This window comes from Lysinibacillus sp. GJ-1 (assembly GCF_021166035.1).
GTDB lineage: Bacteria > Bacillota > Bacilli > Bacillales_A > Planococcaceae > Lysinibacillus > Lysinibacillus sphaericus.
Map to the genome: position 1 here is coordinate 1881970 of NZ_CP088912.1, position 20066 is coordinate 1902035.

Annotated in this window: 14 protein-coding genes; 13 read left to right on the plus strand and 1 reads right to left on the minus strand. The window is 36.9% G+C overall.

The window, feature by feature from the left end:
* Positions 1-42 precede the first annotated feature (42 nt).
* The 8 genes from LO754_RS08845 (at position 43) to LO754_RS08880 (ending at position 7475) form a co-directional block, all read left to right on the plus strand.
* Positions 43-960, plus strand: coding sequence for a carbohydrate ABC transporter permease (locus LO754_RS08845; protein WP_024363518.1), 918 nt, complete (start codon positions 43-45; stop codon positions 958-960).
* The gene (locus LO754_RS08850) at positions 947-1771 is read left to right on the plus strand and encodes a carbohydrate ABC transporter permease (RefSeq protein ID WP_024363519.1); all 825 of its coding nucleotides are present in this window, start codon (positions 947-949) and stop codon (positions 1769-1771) included. Before LO754_RS08845 ends, LO754_RS08850 begins: the two co-directional genes overlap by 14 nt.
* 11 nt (positions 1772-1782) lie before the next feature.
* Complete coding sequence (locus LO754_RS08855) at positions 1783-2889, plus strand: ABC transporter ATP-binding protein (RefSeq protein ID WP_231786053.1); 1107 nt, start codon at positions 1783-1785, stop codon at positions 2887-2889.
* A gap of 12 nt (positions 2890-2901) precedes the next feature.
* The gene (locus tag LO754_RS08860; RefSeq protein ID WP_231786054.1) at positions 2902-3714 is read left to right on the plus strand and encodes a sugar phosphate isomerase/epimerase family protein; all 813 of its coding nucleotides are present in this window, start codon (positions 2902-2904) and stop codon (positions 3712-3714) included.
* A gap of 4 nt (positions 3715-3718) precedes the next feature.
* Complete coding sequence (locus LO754_RS08865) at positions 3719-4516, plus strand: HAD-IIA family hydrolase (RefSeq protein ID WP_024363522.1); 798 nt, start codon at positions 3719-3721, stop codon at positions 4514-4516.
* A 295-nt stretch (positions 4517-4811) separates the two neighbouring features.
* Positions 4812-5219 (plus strand): nitrous oxide reductase accessory protein NosL, encoded by a 408-nt coding sequence (locus tag LO754_RS08870; RefSeq protein WP_231786055.1) that lies wholly within the window; start codon positions 4812-4814, stop codon positions 5217-5219.
* Positions 5220-5342: 123 nt separating this feature from the next.
* Positions 5343-6749 (plus strand): nitrous oxide reductase accessory protein NosL, encoded by a 1407-nt coding sequence (locus LO754_RS08875; protein ID WP_231786056.1) that lies wholly within the window; start codon positions 5343-5345, stop codon positions 6747-6749.
* Between the two features lie 144 nt (positions 6750-6893).
* Positions 6894-7475 carry a TlpA disulfide reductase family protein gene (locus LO754_RS08880; protein WP_231786057.1) on the plus strand — a complete coding sequence of 194 codons (582 nt, stop codon included), beginning with the start codon at positions 6894-6896 and terminating at the stop codon, positions 7473-7475.
* Positions 7476-7682: 207 nt separating this feature from the next.
* Here the strand turns inward: LO754_RS08880 and LO754_RS08885 are convergent, their stop codons facing one another.
* On the minus strand, positions 7683-8672 hold the full coding sequence (locus LO754_RS08885; protein ID WP_024363526.1) for a hypothetical protein: 990 nt from the start codon (positions 8670-8672) through the stop codon (positions 7683-7685).
* Positions 8673-9197: 525 nt separating this feature from the next.
* Between LO754_RS08885 and LO754_RS08890 the strand changes: the two genes are divergently transcribed.
* The 5 genes from LO754_RS08890 to LO754_RS08910 all read left to right on the plus strand — a co-directional run bounded on the left by LO754_RS08890 (position 9198) and on the right by LO754_RS08910 (position 19799).
* Positions 9198-9707, plus strand: coding sequence for a tail fiber protein (locus tag LO754_RS08890; RefSeq protein WP_231786058.1), 510 nt, complete (start codon positions 9198-9200; stop codon positions 9705-9707).
* Between the two features lie 12 nt (positions 9708-9719).
* Positions 9720-10220, plus strand: coding sequence for a phage tail protein (locus LO754_RS08895; protein WP_024363528.1), 501 nt, complete (start codon positions 9720-9722; stop codon positions 10218-10220).
* Positions 10221-10242: 22 nt separating this feature from the next.
* Positions 10243-10767: a phage tail protein gene (locus LO754_RS08900; protein ID WP_024363529.1), complete on the plus strand. Its 525-nt coding sequence runs from the start codon at positions 10243-10245 to the stop codon at positions 10765-10767.
* A gap of 47 nt (positions 10768-10814) precedes the next feature.
* Complete coding sequence (locus LO754_RS08905) at positions 10815-15752, plus strand: S-layer homology domain-containing protein (protein WP_231786059.1); 4938 nt, start codon at positions 10815-10817, stop codon at positions 15750-15752.
* Between the two features lie 378 nt (positions 15753-16130).
* On the plus strand, positions 16131-19799 hold the full coding sequence (locus tag LO754_RS08910) for a S8 family serine peptidase (RefSeq protein WP_231786060.1): 3669 nt from the start codon (positions 16131-16133) through the stop codon (positions 19797-19799).
* Positions 19800-20066: the final 267 nt, after the last annotated feature.

Below are 20066 nucleotides of genomic sequence, written 5' to 3' on the forward strand. Positions count from 1 at the left end.
AATTCCTTTACCTACCGACCTTATTGTGAAAGTGGTGACAACATGCAAGTAGTGACGTCAAGTTCAAAAAAGCGCTTTGTGCATAAGCAAAGCTTACTTGCTTATAGCTTATTACTCCCATCTGTAGCGATAATAGCAATGTTTATGTTTTGGCCGTTTCTTTATACGATTTATTTAAGTTTTTTTGATTGGAATATGATTAGTTTAACAAAAGATTTCGTTGGGTTGCAAAACTATATTGATGTTTTAAAAGATCCAATCACCTATAAAGTTTTATTAAACACAGCTTTATATATCTTCATCTTATTAGTCTTTAATTTTACAATTTCATACATTTTTGCTTATGTATTAAATTTTGTTGTTGGCAAAATGAAGGGTTTTTATAAAAGTGCCTTTTTCTTACCATCATTTATTTCATTAGTTGTTGGTTCTATTTTATTCACATGGTTGTTAAATCCTGTTTCAGGTCCCGTTGCGATTGTTATGGGGTGGATTGGATTTAGTATGCCAATTTGGAGTAAATCTGAAGGGTGGATCATTGTTGTTATAACTTTAATTACTTCTTGGAAAATTTTCGGTTATAACTTTATTTTACTATATGCTTCAATTAATGGTATTTCACGAGAAATTATTGAGGCGGCTCGACTAGACAATGTACCCTTATGGAAAATATTCTTTCATATTGTTGGACCTATGAGTAGTGCTACAGGTATTTATGTTTTCATCATTACAATTGTCCAAGGTTTACAGTTTTCGTTCACACCGATAAAAATCATTGCACAAGGTGGCCCAAACTATGCTAGTTCAAATGCGATTTATCACGCATATCATGAAGCATTCGTCTTATATCGTACTGGGCACTCCGCTGCACTATCAATATTAACAATGGCTATTTTCGTAGTGTTATTAATTGTTGAATTTAAATATGTAGAAAGAGGTATTTACTATGAAAATAAGTAAAAAAGTAACTATACCTTGGCATATTATTTTAATTTTCATTATATTTTTATTGATTTTTCCAATTATCTTTGCGGTTGGAACTTCATTTAAAACATTACAAGATGCGTATAATAATCCACTATCTATTTTTCCGACAAGTCCAACATTGGTGAACTATAAAGTATTCTTCGAAAGTTTACCAGCATTCAAAGTTACATTAAATACATTTATCATTGCATCGGTTGTAACAATTTTTAAAGTTATTACATCATTTCTTGCAGCGTATGCCTTTGTTTATTTTATTTTCAAAGGAAAAAATGTCTTGTATTTTATTTTAATTAGTACGATTTTTTTACCATTTACTGTAACAATGATTCCGAACTATTTAGTTATTTCAAAAATGGGCTTAGGAAACTCGATTTGGGGTGTTATTTTACCCCAACTGGCAGATGCGATGGGTATTTTCTTATTAACTCAAGCATTACGCTCAATTTCAATTTCTCTCATTGAAGTTGCACGTCTAGATAATATGAGTCATTGGCACATTATGAAAGATATTGTGCTGCCACTTGTAAAGCCTGCTGTAACATCAACAGGCATTTGGTTTTTTATAACATCATGGAATGAATATGTATGGCCAGTATTAATTTTAAAAAGTACAGAGAATTTTACACTGCCATTAGCACTTCAAATGTACATTAGCTCGGAAGGGGGTACGAACTTTACTGTTGCAATGGCAGTTTCTGTAATAACAATGATCCTTCCATTAGCATTATATTTAATATTCCAAAAATATATAATAGGGACATTTATATCATCGGGCATTAAATAGGAGTGGATAATATGAAAGAAATTCAATTTGAAGATGTCAAAAAAAACTATGGACAAACTGAAGTTGTAAAAGGGCTCAACTTGACAATTGAAAAAGGAGAACGTCTTATTCTATTAGGTCCTTCGGGTTGTGGGAAATCTACTACATTACGTTTGATTGCAGGGCTTGAGGATATTTCCTCCGGTAAACTTATTATGGATGGCAAAGTCGTCAATAATATTCCTAGCGGTAAGCGTAACGTTGCAATGGTTTTCCAAAATTATGCGCTTTACCCACATATGACTGTTAAACAAAATATTACTTATGCTCTTCGCATGAAGAAGATTCCGAAAAAAGAAATTGAATTACGCTTAGAGGATGCGTTAAAGATGCTTCAACTTAATGGCTTAGAAGAACGTTTGCCGAAAGATTTATCAGGTGGTCAACGCCAGCGTGTTGCATTAGCACGTGCTATTGTAAAGCGAGCTGACTACTTTTTATTAGATGAGCCTTTATCTAATTTAGATGCTCAGCTACGTGTATCTGCTAGAAAAGAGCTAGTAAACATTCATGAGAAATATAAACAAACTATTGTTTATGTGACGCACGACCAAATAGAAGCAATGACTGTTGGGCATCGTATTGCGCTTTTAAATGAAGGTGTTTTACAAATGCTTGATACACCTGAAAATGTGTATCATCATCCATCGAATATTTTTACAGCTAAGTTTATCGGTGCACCTCCGACTAATATTTTAACGATGAAGTATCAAGATGGGAATATTCACTTTGGTACGCAAAGTTTCTCACTATCCCCTGAGTGGGTAAAAAAAGTGTATGAAGCAGCATCAACACAATTAGTTTTCGGTATTAGGCCTGAACATATTGATTTATCGACAGAACCACAAGTACTACATGCAACAGTGAAATCCATTGAAAATTTAGGTGCAGAATACGCTGTCTATTTGACATTTAATAATGAAGAAATGATAGCATTAAGCTCACATAAAAACTGTCCTCTTAATCAGCAAGTATATGTTCGCTTTAAAATGGAACATATTCATTTATTTGATAAAGCTACAACGAACTCTATTGGCTACCCAATTGCATATAAAAACAAATCAATCACTTTAAACTAAGGGGGATATACAATGTTAGAGCAAATTTGTTTTTCAGACTTACCACTACTCACACACGATATTATTGGGAATGTAGAAAAATTAATCGCTGCTGGTGCAGAAGTTGTTGAATTGATGATGGATGGCGACAAATGGGGAGACATGGAAGGATTATTCCCTACATTGGCAAAAGAATTAAAGGCATTGCCGGTGCGCTACTCGATTCATCCACCTGCTTGGGATATTAATATTACGAGTGAAAATAAAGCTATTCGTGAAGCATCATTCCACGAATATCGTAAAGCAATCGAATTTGCTAGCATGATTAATGCGCAGCACGTTGTAATTCACCCAGGTTTTTGCTTTTGCGCACAATTTAATAAAGAATTAGGAAAAAAACGCGCGAAGCAATATATTCATGAGCTATGCGCTATTGCAAAACCATTAAATGTCTCACTAGCAATTGAAAATGTAGGTTATAACGGCACATCCTTATTTACAAAAGACGAGTTTGAGCACTTTTTAGACGATGTTGATGAAATAGCTGGATATTTAATTGATGTTGGACATGCCAATTTAAATGGTTGGGACATTACTTCAACAATCCTTAATGTAAAGGACCGTTTACTTGCGCTACACTTACATGACAACACAGCAACCAGTGATGATCATTTACCGATTGGTGAAGGAACGATTGACTGGTCCTCTATTTTCAACGTGATTGCACAAGAAAATATTGATTGTCAATTAATTTTAGAATATGCACCTGCTATAGACTTACAATTATTAGCAGATGGCAAAGCTTTAATTTTAAACGAATTAGCAAATCGTGCGAAAGTAGGCTAATACATTGAAGACTATCCAAACGTATGAAGCGTATTGTTTCGATTTAGATGGCACCATCTATGTGGGCGATAAAATTCTTCCTGGTGTAATTAATACTATTACACAATTACAGCAACTACGTAAGCATATCTGCTTTATTTCCAACTCACCAACACAAACACGTCAAGATGTAGTTGAAAAACTACGGAAATTCAACATTCATATAACGGCCGAACAAGTGATTACATCAGCTTATTTAACAGCTCAATATGTATTGGAACATTTGTCAACAAGCATTTCTTATATTGTCGGTGAAGCTGCTATTAATAAGGAGTTTCAAGATAAGCAGCTTCAAACAACAACTGAACCACTTCACGCTACGCATGTTATTATCGGCTTAGATCGCCAAATTACGTTTGACAAGCTAAATAATGCCATGATTGCTGTTCGTAATGGCGCGCAAATTATCGTTACAAATCCAGATCAAGCTTGTCCAGGTCCGAGTGGATTCCAAGTAGATACAATGGCAATTGCCAAAGCAGTTGAAGTTGCATCTGACAGTACAATTGAATTTATTGTTGGCAAGCCGTCTTCGTATTTTGCAGAGCATATCGTTCGCATGATAGACGTCAAAAGGGAGAAGTTATTAATTATTGGTGATCGAATTGAAACAGACATTTCACTCGGTAACCTAGCAGGATTTGATACTTGCTTTGTCTTAACGGGGGCTTCGACATTAGAACAACTAAAAGGCATCTCTTATAAGCCGAAGTTTATTATTAAAACAATGCATGAATTATATACTGCTTTAACAAGTTATTAAAAGAATGTAAAATTGTTTTTTTTGAAATAGAAGAAGGAAGATTGACCGAAAAGAATAGTAATATACTATCTAAACTGTAATAAATAAGCTATGCCCAAGGAATAGTCGTTTAACTGATTTTTTTCAGCTAAACGGCTATTTTTTAGCTTCAAAACAAGTTTCAAAGCAAACTGAATGCACGGAAATCCCCTTAAAAACTCCCATTCCGATGAAATTTTTCATTTATTTCACAGTTATTTTCAACTTATTTCATATTTTTACCGTATCATGGTGAATTGAAAGGAGATTGGAAACAATGAAAAAACTAGTCGTTTTAGGAATGATTTTGTTAAGTATTCTCGCTATCAATTTTATAGACAATAAGCACGACCTGAATGCGGAGGCAGCTAAGTCTAGTTTAGAAAAGGATGTACCTAATAATACAAATTGTGCATTTTGTAATATGGTTGTGTACCAAAAAAAAGACAAAATGGGTGTTTTTTCAGGACAGGCTATAAAGAAGAAAGGGAAGGTAGTTTATTACGACGACATTGGGTGCCTTTTATATGATGAAGTAAAAAATAAAGCAACTTATAAAAAGTATGTTCGTGATTTCAATACACTAAAGTGGGTGCAAGCTGAAAAGGCGACGTATGTTAGAACTACGCTAGCATCCCCAATGGACGATGGGTTTATCTGTTTTGCAAAAGCATCTGATGCATAGGCCTATGTTGCCAAACATTCAGATACAGAAATTGTTTCGTTTAAAACCGTACAAAAAGAGAGCATTGAAAAATATCAATAGGTATATAGAAAAGAGCTTAATTGTGAAAGGAACATATTAAAAATGAAAAAAATTTTACGCCTCGGATTGCTTATATGTGTTATGGTAATAGCGTTTTTAACTGGTAATCAACATTCAACTGCCCTTGCAGCGATGACTGATGTGCAAGTGATTAAAGATGGAGAAGTCGTTTATTATAAAGATGTATTTTCAGCATTATATGATGAATTAAATGAAGGGGTAACACGCACGAAAAATGTAAAGGATTATAGTACAAAAAGATGGGTTCCGTTAGATTCGGTTACAATCGTTAAATTAAATGCATTAAAAAATATTTATTTTGCAAAAGAAGTAGCGGCAGATAATTATATTAAGGCTTATAAAGAGAAAAATAATAGTACTTTGAAAAAAGTTAAATTCAGTACAATTCAAGCGAGTGCTGAGGAAAAATATAATAAAGAAGCACCTAGCCTTGCATTGAATGTAAGTAAAACAACACCGACGACGACAGATGTGACAGTGAATGTAGATGTTACAGATAATGAGAAAGTAATCTTGAAACAGTGGGCAAAGGGTGCAAAGCCAGCAAATCAATTTTCAGAAACCGACACAACATTCACAGAGAACGCATTTACAGTAAGTGAAAATGGAACGTATACGGTTTTTGCTATAGACAATAATGGGAACAAAAGAACGAAATCCATAACAATCACAAATATTGATAAAGCGGCACCAACCATTACATTGTCAATCCCTGAAAGCGATGTAACGGCGGTTAGTAAAAAAATACAAGTTCTTACCACGGATGATAATGAAATCCAAAATCAGAAATGGGCTTATGGAGATAAAGACGTCGAATACTTTATAGATAAAGGTTCAAAAATTGCCACTTTGCAAAATGAAAAACAAAAAGATAAAATTATTGCGCTGAAAAATGGCGTTTATACAGTATACGCAGAAGATAAATTAGGCAATAAAGCAGTAAAAACAATTACGATCGATGGCATTTCTGAATTTACAGAAGTAACACAAACGGGGGTTCATTGTGAAGTTTGCCGTATGGATCTACATAATACTGACCCAAATAAAGTGTACGCTGCCAAAGCAATTGACCAAGAAGGATATACGCATTATTTTTGTCGAATTGGATGTATGTACCATCAAGAACATTCAAATGGTTTAGCATTTACGAATAAATATGTTCGAGATTATGGCGCAACAGCACCACGCACAAATAACTGGATTGATGTTGAAAAGGCGATAACGGTAAAATTTAATAGTAGCGAAACAGCTAAAGGCATTATGGGATGGAAACTATTCCACTTCTCTGATTTATCAAGTGCAGCAAACTACTTAGGTATGAGCAAAGAACATGTAGTGGCTGAAAAATTAGAAAATATTATGGAATATACGAAAACGAATAATAAGGGCATGAATTATCAATATGAGGTTGATAAAATAGCGCCGTAATATACGTTTGTCATTGAGACTAAATAGAAAGCGAAAACTCCAGTATCGTATTTGTTGTTGAGACAAATCACGATAGGAGTTTTCGCTTTGTGTGATTATATGTAGCCATCTATTATCCTTATTTACATTGGAGGTATTACTTTTGTGGTTAAAAATATGATTTCCATCATAATTATTATCACTTTAATAATCATTGTTGCTATTAATGTGAAAAAGCCGATCAATGAAAAAGAAACAATGAAAACAGAAGAAACAGCGCAAACTGAAACCAGTGCTCCGCATGCAACAGAGGAAACACAAAATCAAGTAGAGTATAGAGCACCCGATTTTGAGTTGCAAACGTTAAAAGGTGAAACAGTCCACTTATCCGATTATGTAGGTAAAAAGGTATTTTTAAATTTTTGGGCAACGTGGTGTCCACCGTGTCAAGAGGAAGTGCCACATATGCAAAAGATTTACGAAGAATATCAAAATCAAGGGGTAGAAATTTTAGCAGTGAACGTAACAAATAAAGATAAGGGAAAAGAAGTGGTTGCTCAATTTGTGAAGGAACATGGTTTAACTTTTGACATTATATTAGATGAAGAAGGGTTTGTAGGAAGTAAATATCAAGTTATTACGCTGCCAACGACTTATATAATTGATACAAAAGGAAACATGGTAAATATCATTGAAGTGCCAATGAATGAGGCATTAATGAAAGAATTGATTAATACGACTAAATAATTACATTTGACGAAGAGCATGTGCTCTAATATTCTGCGCTACTTATAACGAGTAGCGTATTTTTATTTAAATACAGTACAATAATTGCGCTGCTATCAGTTTTTTAGACAGATGGACATCAGATAGCAGCGCATCGGCTTATTTCGTTACATTGGCATTTAAGTGTTTACAACTGTGCGTTATGATCCGATCGCATGATGGAAATCGTTAAACGTGATAGGCACGAGCGACGTAGTATGCCAATGAGCCACTTTTTGAATTACAACGAATGCTTAATTTAATACCATCTTTTTCGGTTTCCCAAAACTGTTTATTATTTTTAGCCGTTAATTCAGCAGCTTCTTGTGCATTTTTATCAAAGGCACAAAAACAGTTATTGTCAGTATACAAGGAGCTTAAAGGACATTCTACTCCAAAAGTAAATTGAGTGTCTGTATGTCCATACTTCATTGTAAAGCCATATTGTGTGCCATATAAAGCGCTGTCTAGTTTTTGACTGCCAATAAATCCTGCTGTAACAAACTTACGATCTGGGAATATTACCGCATTGTTAATTGTTTCTGTGAGATATGTGGGTTTTCCATGCACATTAAAATCGTTAGCAAATACAAGTGGTTTGTCCAATTCATTAATTAATAGTATAAGTGCATTTGCGGGCTTCTCCATAAAATAAATAAGTGGAATAATAATGGCAATAATCACAAGACAAACGACAGCAATAACTACTGCTACGGTAGTAGATGTAAGGGCTGCAAGAGCAATGTAAGCTTCAATGATTTCTCCTCCGCCTGCAATCGCTAGTGCTGCTGTAGTGGATTCTACGCCAATGCCTAATATACCAGTGACAATCATTTGTGCGGCTACATGTTCTATTTGATCATTCTCCATGCCCTTTAATCGTTGAAGACCATCAAGCAAAGCTTGAATTCGGTATTTAATATCATCACCTGTTGCATTAATTAGGTTTTCATATTCTTCTTGTGTTAACGCAATGGGGGACTTAGGATTCCTACTGTCTGATATATTGGTTGCCTTTATAGCTGTTGCTAATGCTTTTTTTCTTTCTTCAATAAAAGAATTATGCAAACTAATTATTTGTTCTTGAGAAGTAGCTTGATTTAACAAGGTAGCATATTCAGGGAATAATGATTGAAATCCCTGCTTTAGCTTGACATCAATATTATCTGCATCGTACATCGTCTTGTAAAACCTCCTTTAGAAGTGGGATGAGGATAAATGAATCTCACTGTAGTATGTATGGCATTTCAAATGTTATACAAAGATAATAGGTTTTACAAAAATTACAAGTTATACAACCTGAAGTTGTTCTCATAGCATTTTCATTATGTATAGGTCATAGATCATCTATTTTTTAATGTTAATTTTCTAACTATTAACATTTGTCAGTATTAGGTAGTTTCTTTTTTTAGTATTTTTAATTTGAATGTATTTATATGAGAGAAAATTAGTATCTTGCAATGGCATGCTGTCAACCTTAGCAGGCTTGCATTGTCGTTTATATACGTACATTTTTAATTTTTGCCATGAAGGAGTGATTAATCACCACTACATAATAGGCTAATCGATATGGTTGAAATAAAAATGTTAATTATAGGTATATTATATTATTTTATGTAAATATTCTAAAATTTTAACCAAATTAATCTATTTTACAGTAATGTAATGTTTGAAGTTAAAAAATTTTAAAGGATGGTGTTTTAGATGGAACCATATGTCGGAGAAATTCGAATGTTTGCAGGTAACTATGCTCCACAAGGATGGAGCTTGTGCAATTGCCAGCTCTTACCTATTGCAGAAAATGAAATGCTCTTTTCTTTAATTGGTACGACTTATGGAGGGGATGGACAAACGAATTTTGCTTTGCCAAATTATCAAAGTAGAGTCGTTGTTCACCAAGGACATAACCCAATAACTGGGACTAATTATATAATGGGACAAATGGGGGGAACGGAGACTGTTACTTTAAGTACATCCCAACTTCCAGCTCATACGCACCTAGTGAAAGCTTCTTCTCTTGCTGGTACAACACCTAGTCCAGAAAATGCTGTTTGGGCGAAAAACATACAATATTCGACACAACTACCAAATAGCACAATGAAGGCAACAAGCATTTCAAGTGTTGGCGGAAATGCGCCTCATGACAATGTAATGCCCTTTTTAACCATTAGTTATATCATCGCTCTTTACGGTATGTACCCATCATTTAATTAGGAGGAAGAAAAGATGATTGAAGCATTTGTAGGTGAAATCAAATTATTTAGCTTTGCAGGCGTACCAAATGGATGGGCATACTGTAATGGGCAATTATTACAAATTAATTCAAACCAAGCCTTATACTCCTTATTGGGCACAACTTATGGAGGTGATGGCATTCGGACATTTGCCTTACCTGATTTAAGAGGCAGGGTTCCAGTTCATGTAGGTAATGGTGTGACAAGAGGACAAAAAGCTGGACAAGAAACACATATGTTAACCTTGAATGAAATGCCGACGCATAACCATGCTGTCACGGCTAGTTCGGAAAATACTTCATTGAAAACGCCTACTGGTAATGTATGGGGCACATCCACTGATAATGTCTATTCAGTTAATCAACCAAATACGAATATGAATGCACAAGCTTTATCATTATCTGGCAATTCACAGCCGCATCAAAATATGCAGCCATACAGTGTGGCGAATTATTGCATAGCTTTAGTTGGCATTTATCCACCAAGAAATTAAAGAAAAAGGAAGTGAAGAAATCATGTCAGAAGCCTACACGGGAGAAATTAGAATATTTGGTGGTAATTTTGCGCCACAAAATTGGGCATTTTGTAATGGTCAGTTACTAAGCATAGCTTCGAATAGTACGTTATTTGCCATCATAGGTAATACTTATGGAGGAGATGGAAAGACAACCTTTGCTTTACCCAATTTAAGTGGGAGGGCAGCGATTCATCAAGGAACAGGTGCAGGGTTAACGCCAAGAAATATCGGAACAACTGGAGGTTCTGCTACTGTTACATTACTAACAACAGAAATGCCAAGTCATCATCATCTGGCCGCTTGTAACAATGTACCAACAACAAGTAATGAGCCAACGGGAGCAATTTGGACCGAACAGCAAGGTAGGGGCTCACTCCCTGCTTATTCAGTTTCAGGAAATACAACCATGAATGCGATGACGATCGATCAAGCAGGTGGAAGTCAACCACATAATAATATGCAACCGTATTTAGGGTTGAATTTCATTATTTGTTTATTTGGAGAGTTTCCTTCTAGAAACTAGGAATGATTTTGGCGAAGGGTGTGAATCAACTAAAAAGGAGAACCAAAATGGGAAAAAAGATTTTTATAATGATGCTATGTTTGCTGTTGATTACTTTTAGCCAATTGACTGGGATTAGTTTTTTGTCACCTGTTCAAGTAGAGGCGGCTAGTTGTGATACACCGAATTTTCCTAAGTGTACACAAGATTTAACACTACCTACATGGCTAGCTGATACGAATAATGGCTTTGTAGTAAGTCGTACTGGTGATGATGGTTTTGATTTATTAAAGTATAGTGATGGGACACAATTTCCTGCTGGGTATTATATTGATGCAAATGAATATTCGCCACCAAAATCAATTCGAATTTCCGCTGGCGAAAACTTTGCGGGCGGTGTCTTTAATTTAAAATCATTCAAGATTAATACGATTAATAAACATAACGCAAACGATGCGCTAAGTTTAACGATTCAAGGGTATGATCAAGACGGAAACCCAAAAGGAAGTCCCGTAACCTTTAAGACCGTTGCCTTTCATGAACCAATTTATGATATTCCAGTAAATTTAGAGGGCATTCACTCATTTGTCATTACTGTGAGTGTACAGTTTATAGGTACTGTACAGGCGGGGATATGGGATGTAACATTTACACACTTTACAATCGATATTCCTAATAATCCGCCAACCGTTACCAATAGCGCAATTACGCCTTCAACTATCACTGCATCAGGAGTACAGTTGGACTGGGCGAAAGCATCTGACGATTTAACAGCTCAAGGTGATTTAGAATACCGCGTCTATCAATCTAGTAGTAATAATATTGATACGGTTAGTGCCATTGAATCCAATGGAACAGCTTTAGGAAGCGGTTATGCTAAAGATATTACGTCCTATAATGTTACAGGACTTACTGCTAATACAAGCTATTATTTCAATGTTATTGTCAAAGATGCTGATGGCTCCAAGAGTGCCTATGCGATGCAGCAGGTCACAACACTTACATTAAATAAACCACCTACATCCAGTAATGGAACGGTAAATGTCAATGAAGGTCAAGTGTATACATTTAATTCTACTTCTTTTGCTTTTTCTGATGAAGATGCTGGCGACACGTTAAAACAGATTCAAATCTCTGCAATCCCAACTAGTGGCCAACTTTTCCTTGATAGCAATCTGAATGGGCAGTTCGATGCTGCCGAAGCCATTCCAAATGGTATGACAGTTAGTAAAGTTGACTTAGATGCAGGTAAGTTAAAATACATTACCGACAATGGTACTGCTTCAACGTTTGCATTTAAGGTAAGCGACGGTATGAATGATAGCGGTGTCTATACGATGAACCTTATTGTCAAAGCACGCCCTAACGTGACCATTTCATCAAATAAGACTAGCCCAACTAATAGCAATCCCATTCTTATAACGACGGTATTCAGTGAGTCAGTAACAGGCTTTACGGTGGATGATATAGCTGTTACAAATGGAAATGCTATATCTCTATCAGGAAGCGGTACCACATATACGGCACAAATATCACCGATTGCAGATGGAGCTGTGAAAATTAAAATTCCTGAAAAAGTTGTTGCGAATAGTAGTGGTGCATTCAATAAAGCTTCAAATGAATTGCAAATAATTTATGATGCTACACCACCTACCGAAATTGCGCTTAGTAATACGACTATACAAGAAAAGAAACCCATTGGTACAACTATTGGAACATTGACAGCAACAGATTCAGGAAGTTCACCAACATTCACATATGCATTACAGTCAGGGGATACAAGCTTCTTTACGATTGATGGAAATGTATTGAAGACAAATGCGTTATTTGCCTACGATACGAAAAATAGTTATAAGATTACGATAAGCGTAACAGATGAGGCTGGCAATACGTTTGATAAGGAGTTTATAATCCAAGTTACTAAAAATCATGCACCTACAGGCACAATGACTATTCATAATGGACTAGCATTTACAAGTACTCCTAACGTTACCTTAACAATGACGGCAACGGATACAGAAGGAGAAGCGATAGAAATGCGCTTTTCGAATGATGGGATTACGTGGTCCGGTTGGGAGCCAAACATATCAACAAAAAGTTGGACATTATCAAGCGGGGATGGTACTAAAACGGTTTATATGCAACTAAAGGATACGGCTGGTAATCTATCGAATGTATTTTCAGATACGATTGTGCTCGATACAACGCCTCCAGTTATAACAGGTGTTGCAAATAGTGGAGTTTACAACACCGACGTAACGATAAGTTTTAATGAAGGAACTGCTACCTTGAATGGAGCTCCCTTTACAAGTGGCACTATTGTAAAGTCAACTGGAAATTATACTTTGGTTGTAACAGATAGCGCAGGAAACTCGACTACCGTTACTTTTGCGATTGATAAAGTTGTGCCACAAGCAGTAGAAGTGACCATTAAATCGACTAATCTAAATCCGACAAAGGCGAAAATAGGCGATACCATCACTTTAGCAATGAAAACAGATAAGACGATCCAAACACCATCTGTTACCATTGCCGGAAAACCAGCTACTGTAAGTGGCGCTTCAACGAACTGGCAGGCGACTTATGTGATAGCGCATGGTGATTTAGAAGGCATAGCACCTTTTACCATCAATTTCAAAGATGTGCTAGGTAATGCAGCCATAGAGATAACGGACGTAACGGATGGCAGCTTTGTTACAGTTGATGGCATAAAGCCAACTGTAAAGAAGGGTACTATGGTGTCAAACAATGCTAATCCAACAGTTGCTAAGGTTAATGATAGTATTACAATCGACTTTGAGACAAGTGAGGCAATTCAATCGCCAAATGTTACGATTCTAGGACAAACAGCAAATGTAAGCGATAAAGGTGATGGGGATGCTAAAACATGGCAAGCAAGCTATACGCTTCAGTCAGTAGATGCAGAGGGACCGATTCCTTTTACAATGGATTATCAAGATTTAGCGGGGAATGATGGCTTACAAGTGACAGACGTTTCATTAGGAACAGTTGTCGTGTTTGATAAAAAGGCTCCTGAAATAACAACCTATTTCCCAGCGCATCAGGCAACGAATGTACAGCCTACAGATAATCTTGTGCTAACGTTTAATGAAAAGATCTTACCAGTTACGAATAAAAATATTGTAATTCGCAATGCTTCTACAAATCAAATTGTTGAAACGATTGACGTTACGCATGCCAATGTTTCAATCGCGAATCACAGCGTGACAATAAATCCTACAAAGGATTTAAATAATAACACGGCTTATAGCATTCAAATTGATGCAGGAGCATTTATTGATTTGGCTGGTAATGTGTATGACGGCATTACGAATACTACGACTTGGCATTTTACAACGAGCGCATTGCCAACGTACACCGTTATCTATGACAGCAACGGAGCGGATGGGGGGAACGTGCCTATCGATTCGAAGCGCTATAAAACGCAGGAAACAATAACGGTGTTAAATCATGGGAATTTAAATAAAGTTGGCTTTTCATTCGTAGGTTGGAATACGAAAGCTGATGGAAAAGGCGTTACTTATAAAGCAGGGCAAACGCTTCAAATGGGGAAAGGGAACCTCGTATTGTATGCGCTATGGTCAGCAAACTATGTACCAGGAGATGGGGGATCATCAACAGCGAGTCCTGACCCCGTTGTACCAAGTAATCAAGTTATGGTGAATATAGTAGATCCGCGTAAGCCAAACGAGGTACTCTTACAAACCGTGTTAACACGTGTATTTCGTAACGGTAGTTTCCAAGATAGCGTGCATTTTACGGTGGCAAATGCAAACGAGTTTCTTCGAAAATTAGCAAATCAAGAAGATAAAAAATCTCGACTTGTCATTCCCGAGATGGCGCAACCAGCAAGTGAGACAAAGGTGATACTTGCTAAAGAGGCTGCTAAACGATTACTAGAGAGTAAATCCTATTTTGGTATTGATATGACGATGGTCAAAATAGATGTTCCCTTTACTTCTATGACAGACTTCAATGAAGATATTTACTTCCGAATCGTTCCGATTAAGGATGCCCTAAGGCAAAAAGCAATCGAAGACCGAGCGAAACAAGCGGAAATAGTGCTACAACAGAGTCATGGCGCTAATGTAAAGTTTGTTGGTCAATCAATATCGATTGACACAAATCTACAAAATCGTCCAGTAACAGTGCTACTACCATTACCTGCGAATTTAACTTCAGCTCAACGGGAACAATTGATGGTTTACGTAGAGCATAGTAATGGTTCAGCCGAAATCATCCGTGGACGTATTGTAGAATTTGCGAAAGGGCAAACAGCGATTGCTTTTGATGTGCAGCATTTTTCTACTTTTACTTTACTATATGCAGAACAAGCACAACAAGAAGAACCCGAAAAGGAACCTACAGAAGATAGCAAGTCATTTGCTTCTTATATTCAAGGCTACGCAGATGGTACATTCCGTCCGAATGCCTATGTCACACGTGCGCAAATGGCAGCAATGCTAGCAAGAAACCTAAGTAATCATAATGTACCAGAAGCATCTAATGTTTTTTATGCAGATACAGCTGCTTCGTGGGCAAAAAATGATATAGAGTATGTTCGTACCGAAGGAATTATGCAAGGTCGTCAAAATGGTTCATTTGGTCCGAACGATATGATAACGAGAGCCCAAATGGCGGTCATTGCTGTAAGGTGGATTGATAAGCAATGTGCAGAAGGAACTACAGATACGCCGTATTGTGCAATAACAGCAAACGGCGAAACATACAGTGATGTGGCATCTACGCATTGGGCTGCACAGGAAATCCAACGCATAAGCTCGATGGGTATTATGGTTGGCTCAGGTAATGGTCAATTTAGACCTGAAGAGAAACTAACACGTGCACAGGCGGTAAAAGTCCTAAATCGACTTTTCGATCGTCCAGTATTGACAGATAGCACAGTACCAATCTTTAAGGATATTCCAAACAATCACTGGGCTTTCTATGAAATTCAAGCTGCTGCAACAAATGAAACAAAATAAGGACATTCCATTATCTTCTATTACGATGCTATTAGCTGGCGGTTTTTAATAATCGCCAGCTATTTTAATGTTCACCCGATTTCCCCCTCCCTACTCTCCTGATGTTCTGTAAACAACTAAACTATCTGATATAAAATTCCTATCTTTATAGGATTAATTGAATATGAATTTTATAATTCATTTATCCTTTTTAAGTTCTAATTTTTAATAAATTACTAGGTATATAGATATAACACAACTAATTGAAAATGCTACTTTCTATCAATATTTCAAAATATTCAAATATTACGATATTCGAATTAGTTTATTTGTGATAAATTGGAAATATCACACTAAACTGAAAAGTGTGACAATTAAAGGAGGAAGGGGAAATGAGATTTGAAAAAGTTTAAGTTAACGACATTTTTAAGTAGTATTTTAGCTTTCATTATGGTGCTTTCTCTCTTGGCTCCATTATCGAGTGCTAGTGCTGAAGAATCGAAACCATTCAAGCAGGATGGTCAAAGCGAAAGTATTATTCAATTAAAGGCTGCTATCGCTGAACAGCTAAGCTTGTCTAAAGATGGTCCAACGCTCCATGAAAGCTTACAAAATGTATCAGGCAATCAAGAGGTGGCAGTTATTGTTCATTTATCTGAAATGCCTGTGGCACTAGAGCAAGGAATAAGCCAACTTAAAGGCCAAAGATTTTCTAAAGCTCAGGCAAATGAAGCTCGCTCTAATGTAAAAGCACAACAAGCACAAGTACAAAAAGAGTTAGCTGTTAAAAATGTTCAGATGACGCAAGGCTACACATTCGATACAGTGTTAAATGGCTTCGCAGCAACTGTAAAAGCAAATGATCTTCCAAAATTGCTTACAATCGAAGGCATTACATTAATCGAACCAGATGCCATTGTTTACGCATCAGAAGATGATACGATGAAATCATCGGAACTGGTTAAGGAAGATCAGGTAGAAGCGCAAATGAATACAAGTAATTCTTTCCTTGGCATTGAACAGCTTTGGAACGAAGGATTGGAAGGACAAGGCATTAAGGTAGCCGTATTAGATACGGGTATTGACGCCGATCACCCTGAATTTGCTGGAATTTATAAAGGTGGAAAAAACTTTATTCCATATTCATCAACTTACTCGAAGCCTCGTGCAGATAACGATGCATCAGAAACATTACCTTCGGAGCGTCCAGTTGGAACACCGGAGTTTAATGAAAAAGGAAGCGCATTCTATACTTCTCACGGTACACATGTTGCGGGAACAATTGCAGCAATCGGAGCTAATCAATACGGTATTAAAGGAATTGCACCAAAAGTAGACCTTTATGCTTACCGTGTTCTTGGGGCTTACGGAAGTGGTGCTACATCCGGTATTGTAAAAGCAATTGAAACGGCTGTATTAGAAAAAATGGACATTATCAATCTTTCGCTTGGCGGGGGAGCAAACTCTGAAACAGACGCTGGTTCATTTGCGATTAATAACGCAATGATAGCTGGCACAATCGGAGTCATTGCAACAGGAAACTCTGGTCCAAATCGCGGAACAATGGGTACGCCTGCAACGGCTCGTTTAGGAATTGCTGTAGGGAACACAACGAATCCTGAAACAATGTATAACGGGGAAGTCAAAGTTACCGTTGGCAATTACAACTTAACAAAACAACTTCCGTTAATGGGTACGACTTTTGGGAAAAATGTAGCAACACAGCTGCAAGGGGAATTTGATTTAGTAGCTGTCCCTGGAAACGGTGAAGTAAAAGACTATGAAGGAATCGATGTGGCGGGGAAAGTAGCCTTGATTTCTCGAGGCGGTATCGCATTCGTTGATAAAATCGCCAATGCAAAGGCAAATGGAGCAGTTGCAACAATTATTCATAACTTTGCTGGTGGAACGAATGCACCAAACATTTCAGGCACATTCCTTGGTGATTCATTTGAGTTTTTACCAACATTTGATATGTCCCAAACAGATGGTGCTGCCATTCGCGCTGCTTTAGCAAGTGGCGCAGGAAAAGTAAGCTTTAGTAAATTTGCTTCAACAAATACTACGGGCGATGAGGTAAACTCTTCTAGTTCACGTGGTCCATCTACACCAAACTTTGATATTAAACCAGATGTAAGTGCACCTGGAACAAATATTATGTCTACGATTCCAATGTATAAAAAAGATTTCCCTAATGCCAATTATGCTGAAGCATATGCTCGTAAAACAGGTACTTCTATGGCAACACCACATATCGCAGGTATTGCGGCGTTAGTTAAACAAGCAAATCCTGATTGGAATGCGTTCGATGTAAAAGTAGCGCTTTCTAATACAGCAAAAGTTTTAGATAAGACAAAATACGATGTATTTTCTCAAGGGGCAGGGCGTGTCAATGCATATGCTGCAGCTCATCCGGAAATTCTTGCTTATGCACTTGATAGCGCAATTTTAGATGGAACGGGTGCAGTGGCAGAAAACTTGAAAGGTACCGTTACTTTCGGTCCACAATCACTTAAAGATAGAGATATTTCTGTCACGAAACAAGTATTAGTAAAAGATATCAAAGGGAACGGCGGTAACTATAATGTTTCAGTTGATGTAACAAAAACATTTGGTGATGCAACTGTTACAGTAGACCAGCCAACATTTAATCTAGTAGGTGAGCAAGTTTTAAATATTACGTTAACAGCTTCGCAAGCTTCCGCTCCAAACGGCTCTGAATTACTAGGTTATATTTACATCGGTAATGGAGCTACAGAAATTTCATTGCCATTTGCAGCCGATTTTGGCGCAGAGGCAACAACTGAAGTGAAAGACTTGACTATTACAGAAACGGATCTTTCCTTTAACGGAGATGGAGTGAAAGACTCGGCTGTACTATCATTCACATTAACTGGAGATGTAACAACGAACTATATTGAGCTTTGGGATATTATGAATCCAGAAGGCGGAGAATATGGAGATGGCTACATTGGCTATATACATGCAGGGACTGCACTAGGAAAAGGTTCTTATACGCTAAAAGTAGGTGGGCAATACAAACCATGGGGATCGGCACCTGCCACAACGATTCCAGATGGTGTGTATACAATTGACTTTACTGGTCTTGCAGCATCAGGCGTAGTGTCAGACTATGTTGGACCAATTTTTGTCAAATCGACTAAACCAGAAATTACTGGTTCAGTAGCGCAAGGCGTTGCTACTGGGCAGGTAACAGATAAGTATATTGATTACAATGTAGCGTTAAGTGCATACGGTTTAAATTACAATTTAAATGATAAATTAAAAGCTTCCTATATTGCGACGGTAAATGGGGAAGTACAAGCGCCAGTTGCATTTGAACTAAATCAAGACGGTAGCTTTACATTCCCAGTAACAGCAGAAACGAATGCGGTTACAGTAAAAATTAATGACGCTGCGGGGAATGTTGGGGAAGCAGTGATCTATGAAAAAGAAGTGGTAGAGCCAGTAGTGACACTTTCTGTAAATCCAACTGAGCTCAACCTAACAACTGGAGAAACAGCACAACTAACGCTAACAGAAACGTCAACACCTGCAGAAGGTGAAGCAACAGTGCAAGATGTAACGTCTAAAGCTACGTATGTTGTTGGAGATGAAAATGTTGCCACTGTAGTCAATGGCGTAGTAATGGCAGTAGGGGAAGGCACAACGACAATTACTATGACATACGGTGCGAATGAAGTGACGATGAATGTGACAGTGAAAGCACCTAATGTAGAAACTCCAATTGTCACATTAGAAATTGACCAAGCGCAGTTAGAAACAAGAATTGGTAAAGAGGTTGCGATTAAAATTACGGAAGTTACTACTTTTGAAGGTAAAACGACAGAAAAAGATGTGACAAATCTGGCAACATACGAAGTAGCAAATGATAAAATAGCTACTGTAAAAGCAGGTGCCGTAAAAGGAAAAGGTCAAGGGAATACGACGATTACAGTAACGTATGGTGAGCATACACTAACATTTGATGTGTTGGTTGTAAAGCCAGGTAACGGTAATGGCAAAGGTAATAACAATAATAATGAAGTTACCGAGGGTGACTTATAATTACAATCAGTTCAAACAAAAAGAGAAATTGCACTGCGCAATTTCTCTTTTTATTATGGACTGTAAAGCAACACTAAGATGGATGTCTCTAGTAAACTAACTGGCTGGGCTGATTGCTGTGTTCCTTAAATTTAAGAAGCCTGTATTTTTTATTTTGACAAAAAAGACTTTTGTCATTATGATAAGGTAAATGAGAATGATTATCATAACGAAGGAAGCTGAAAGATGTTGAACAAGGTAATCCCATTACACGAACAATTTAGTAAT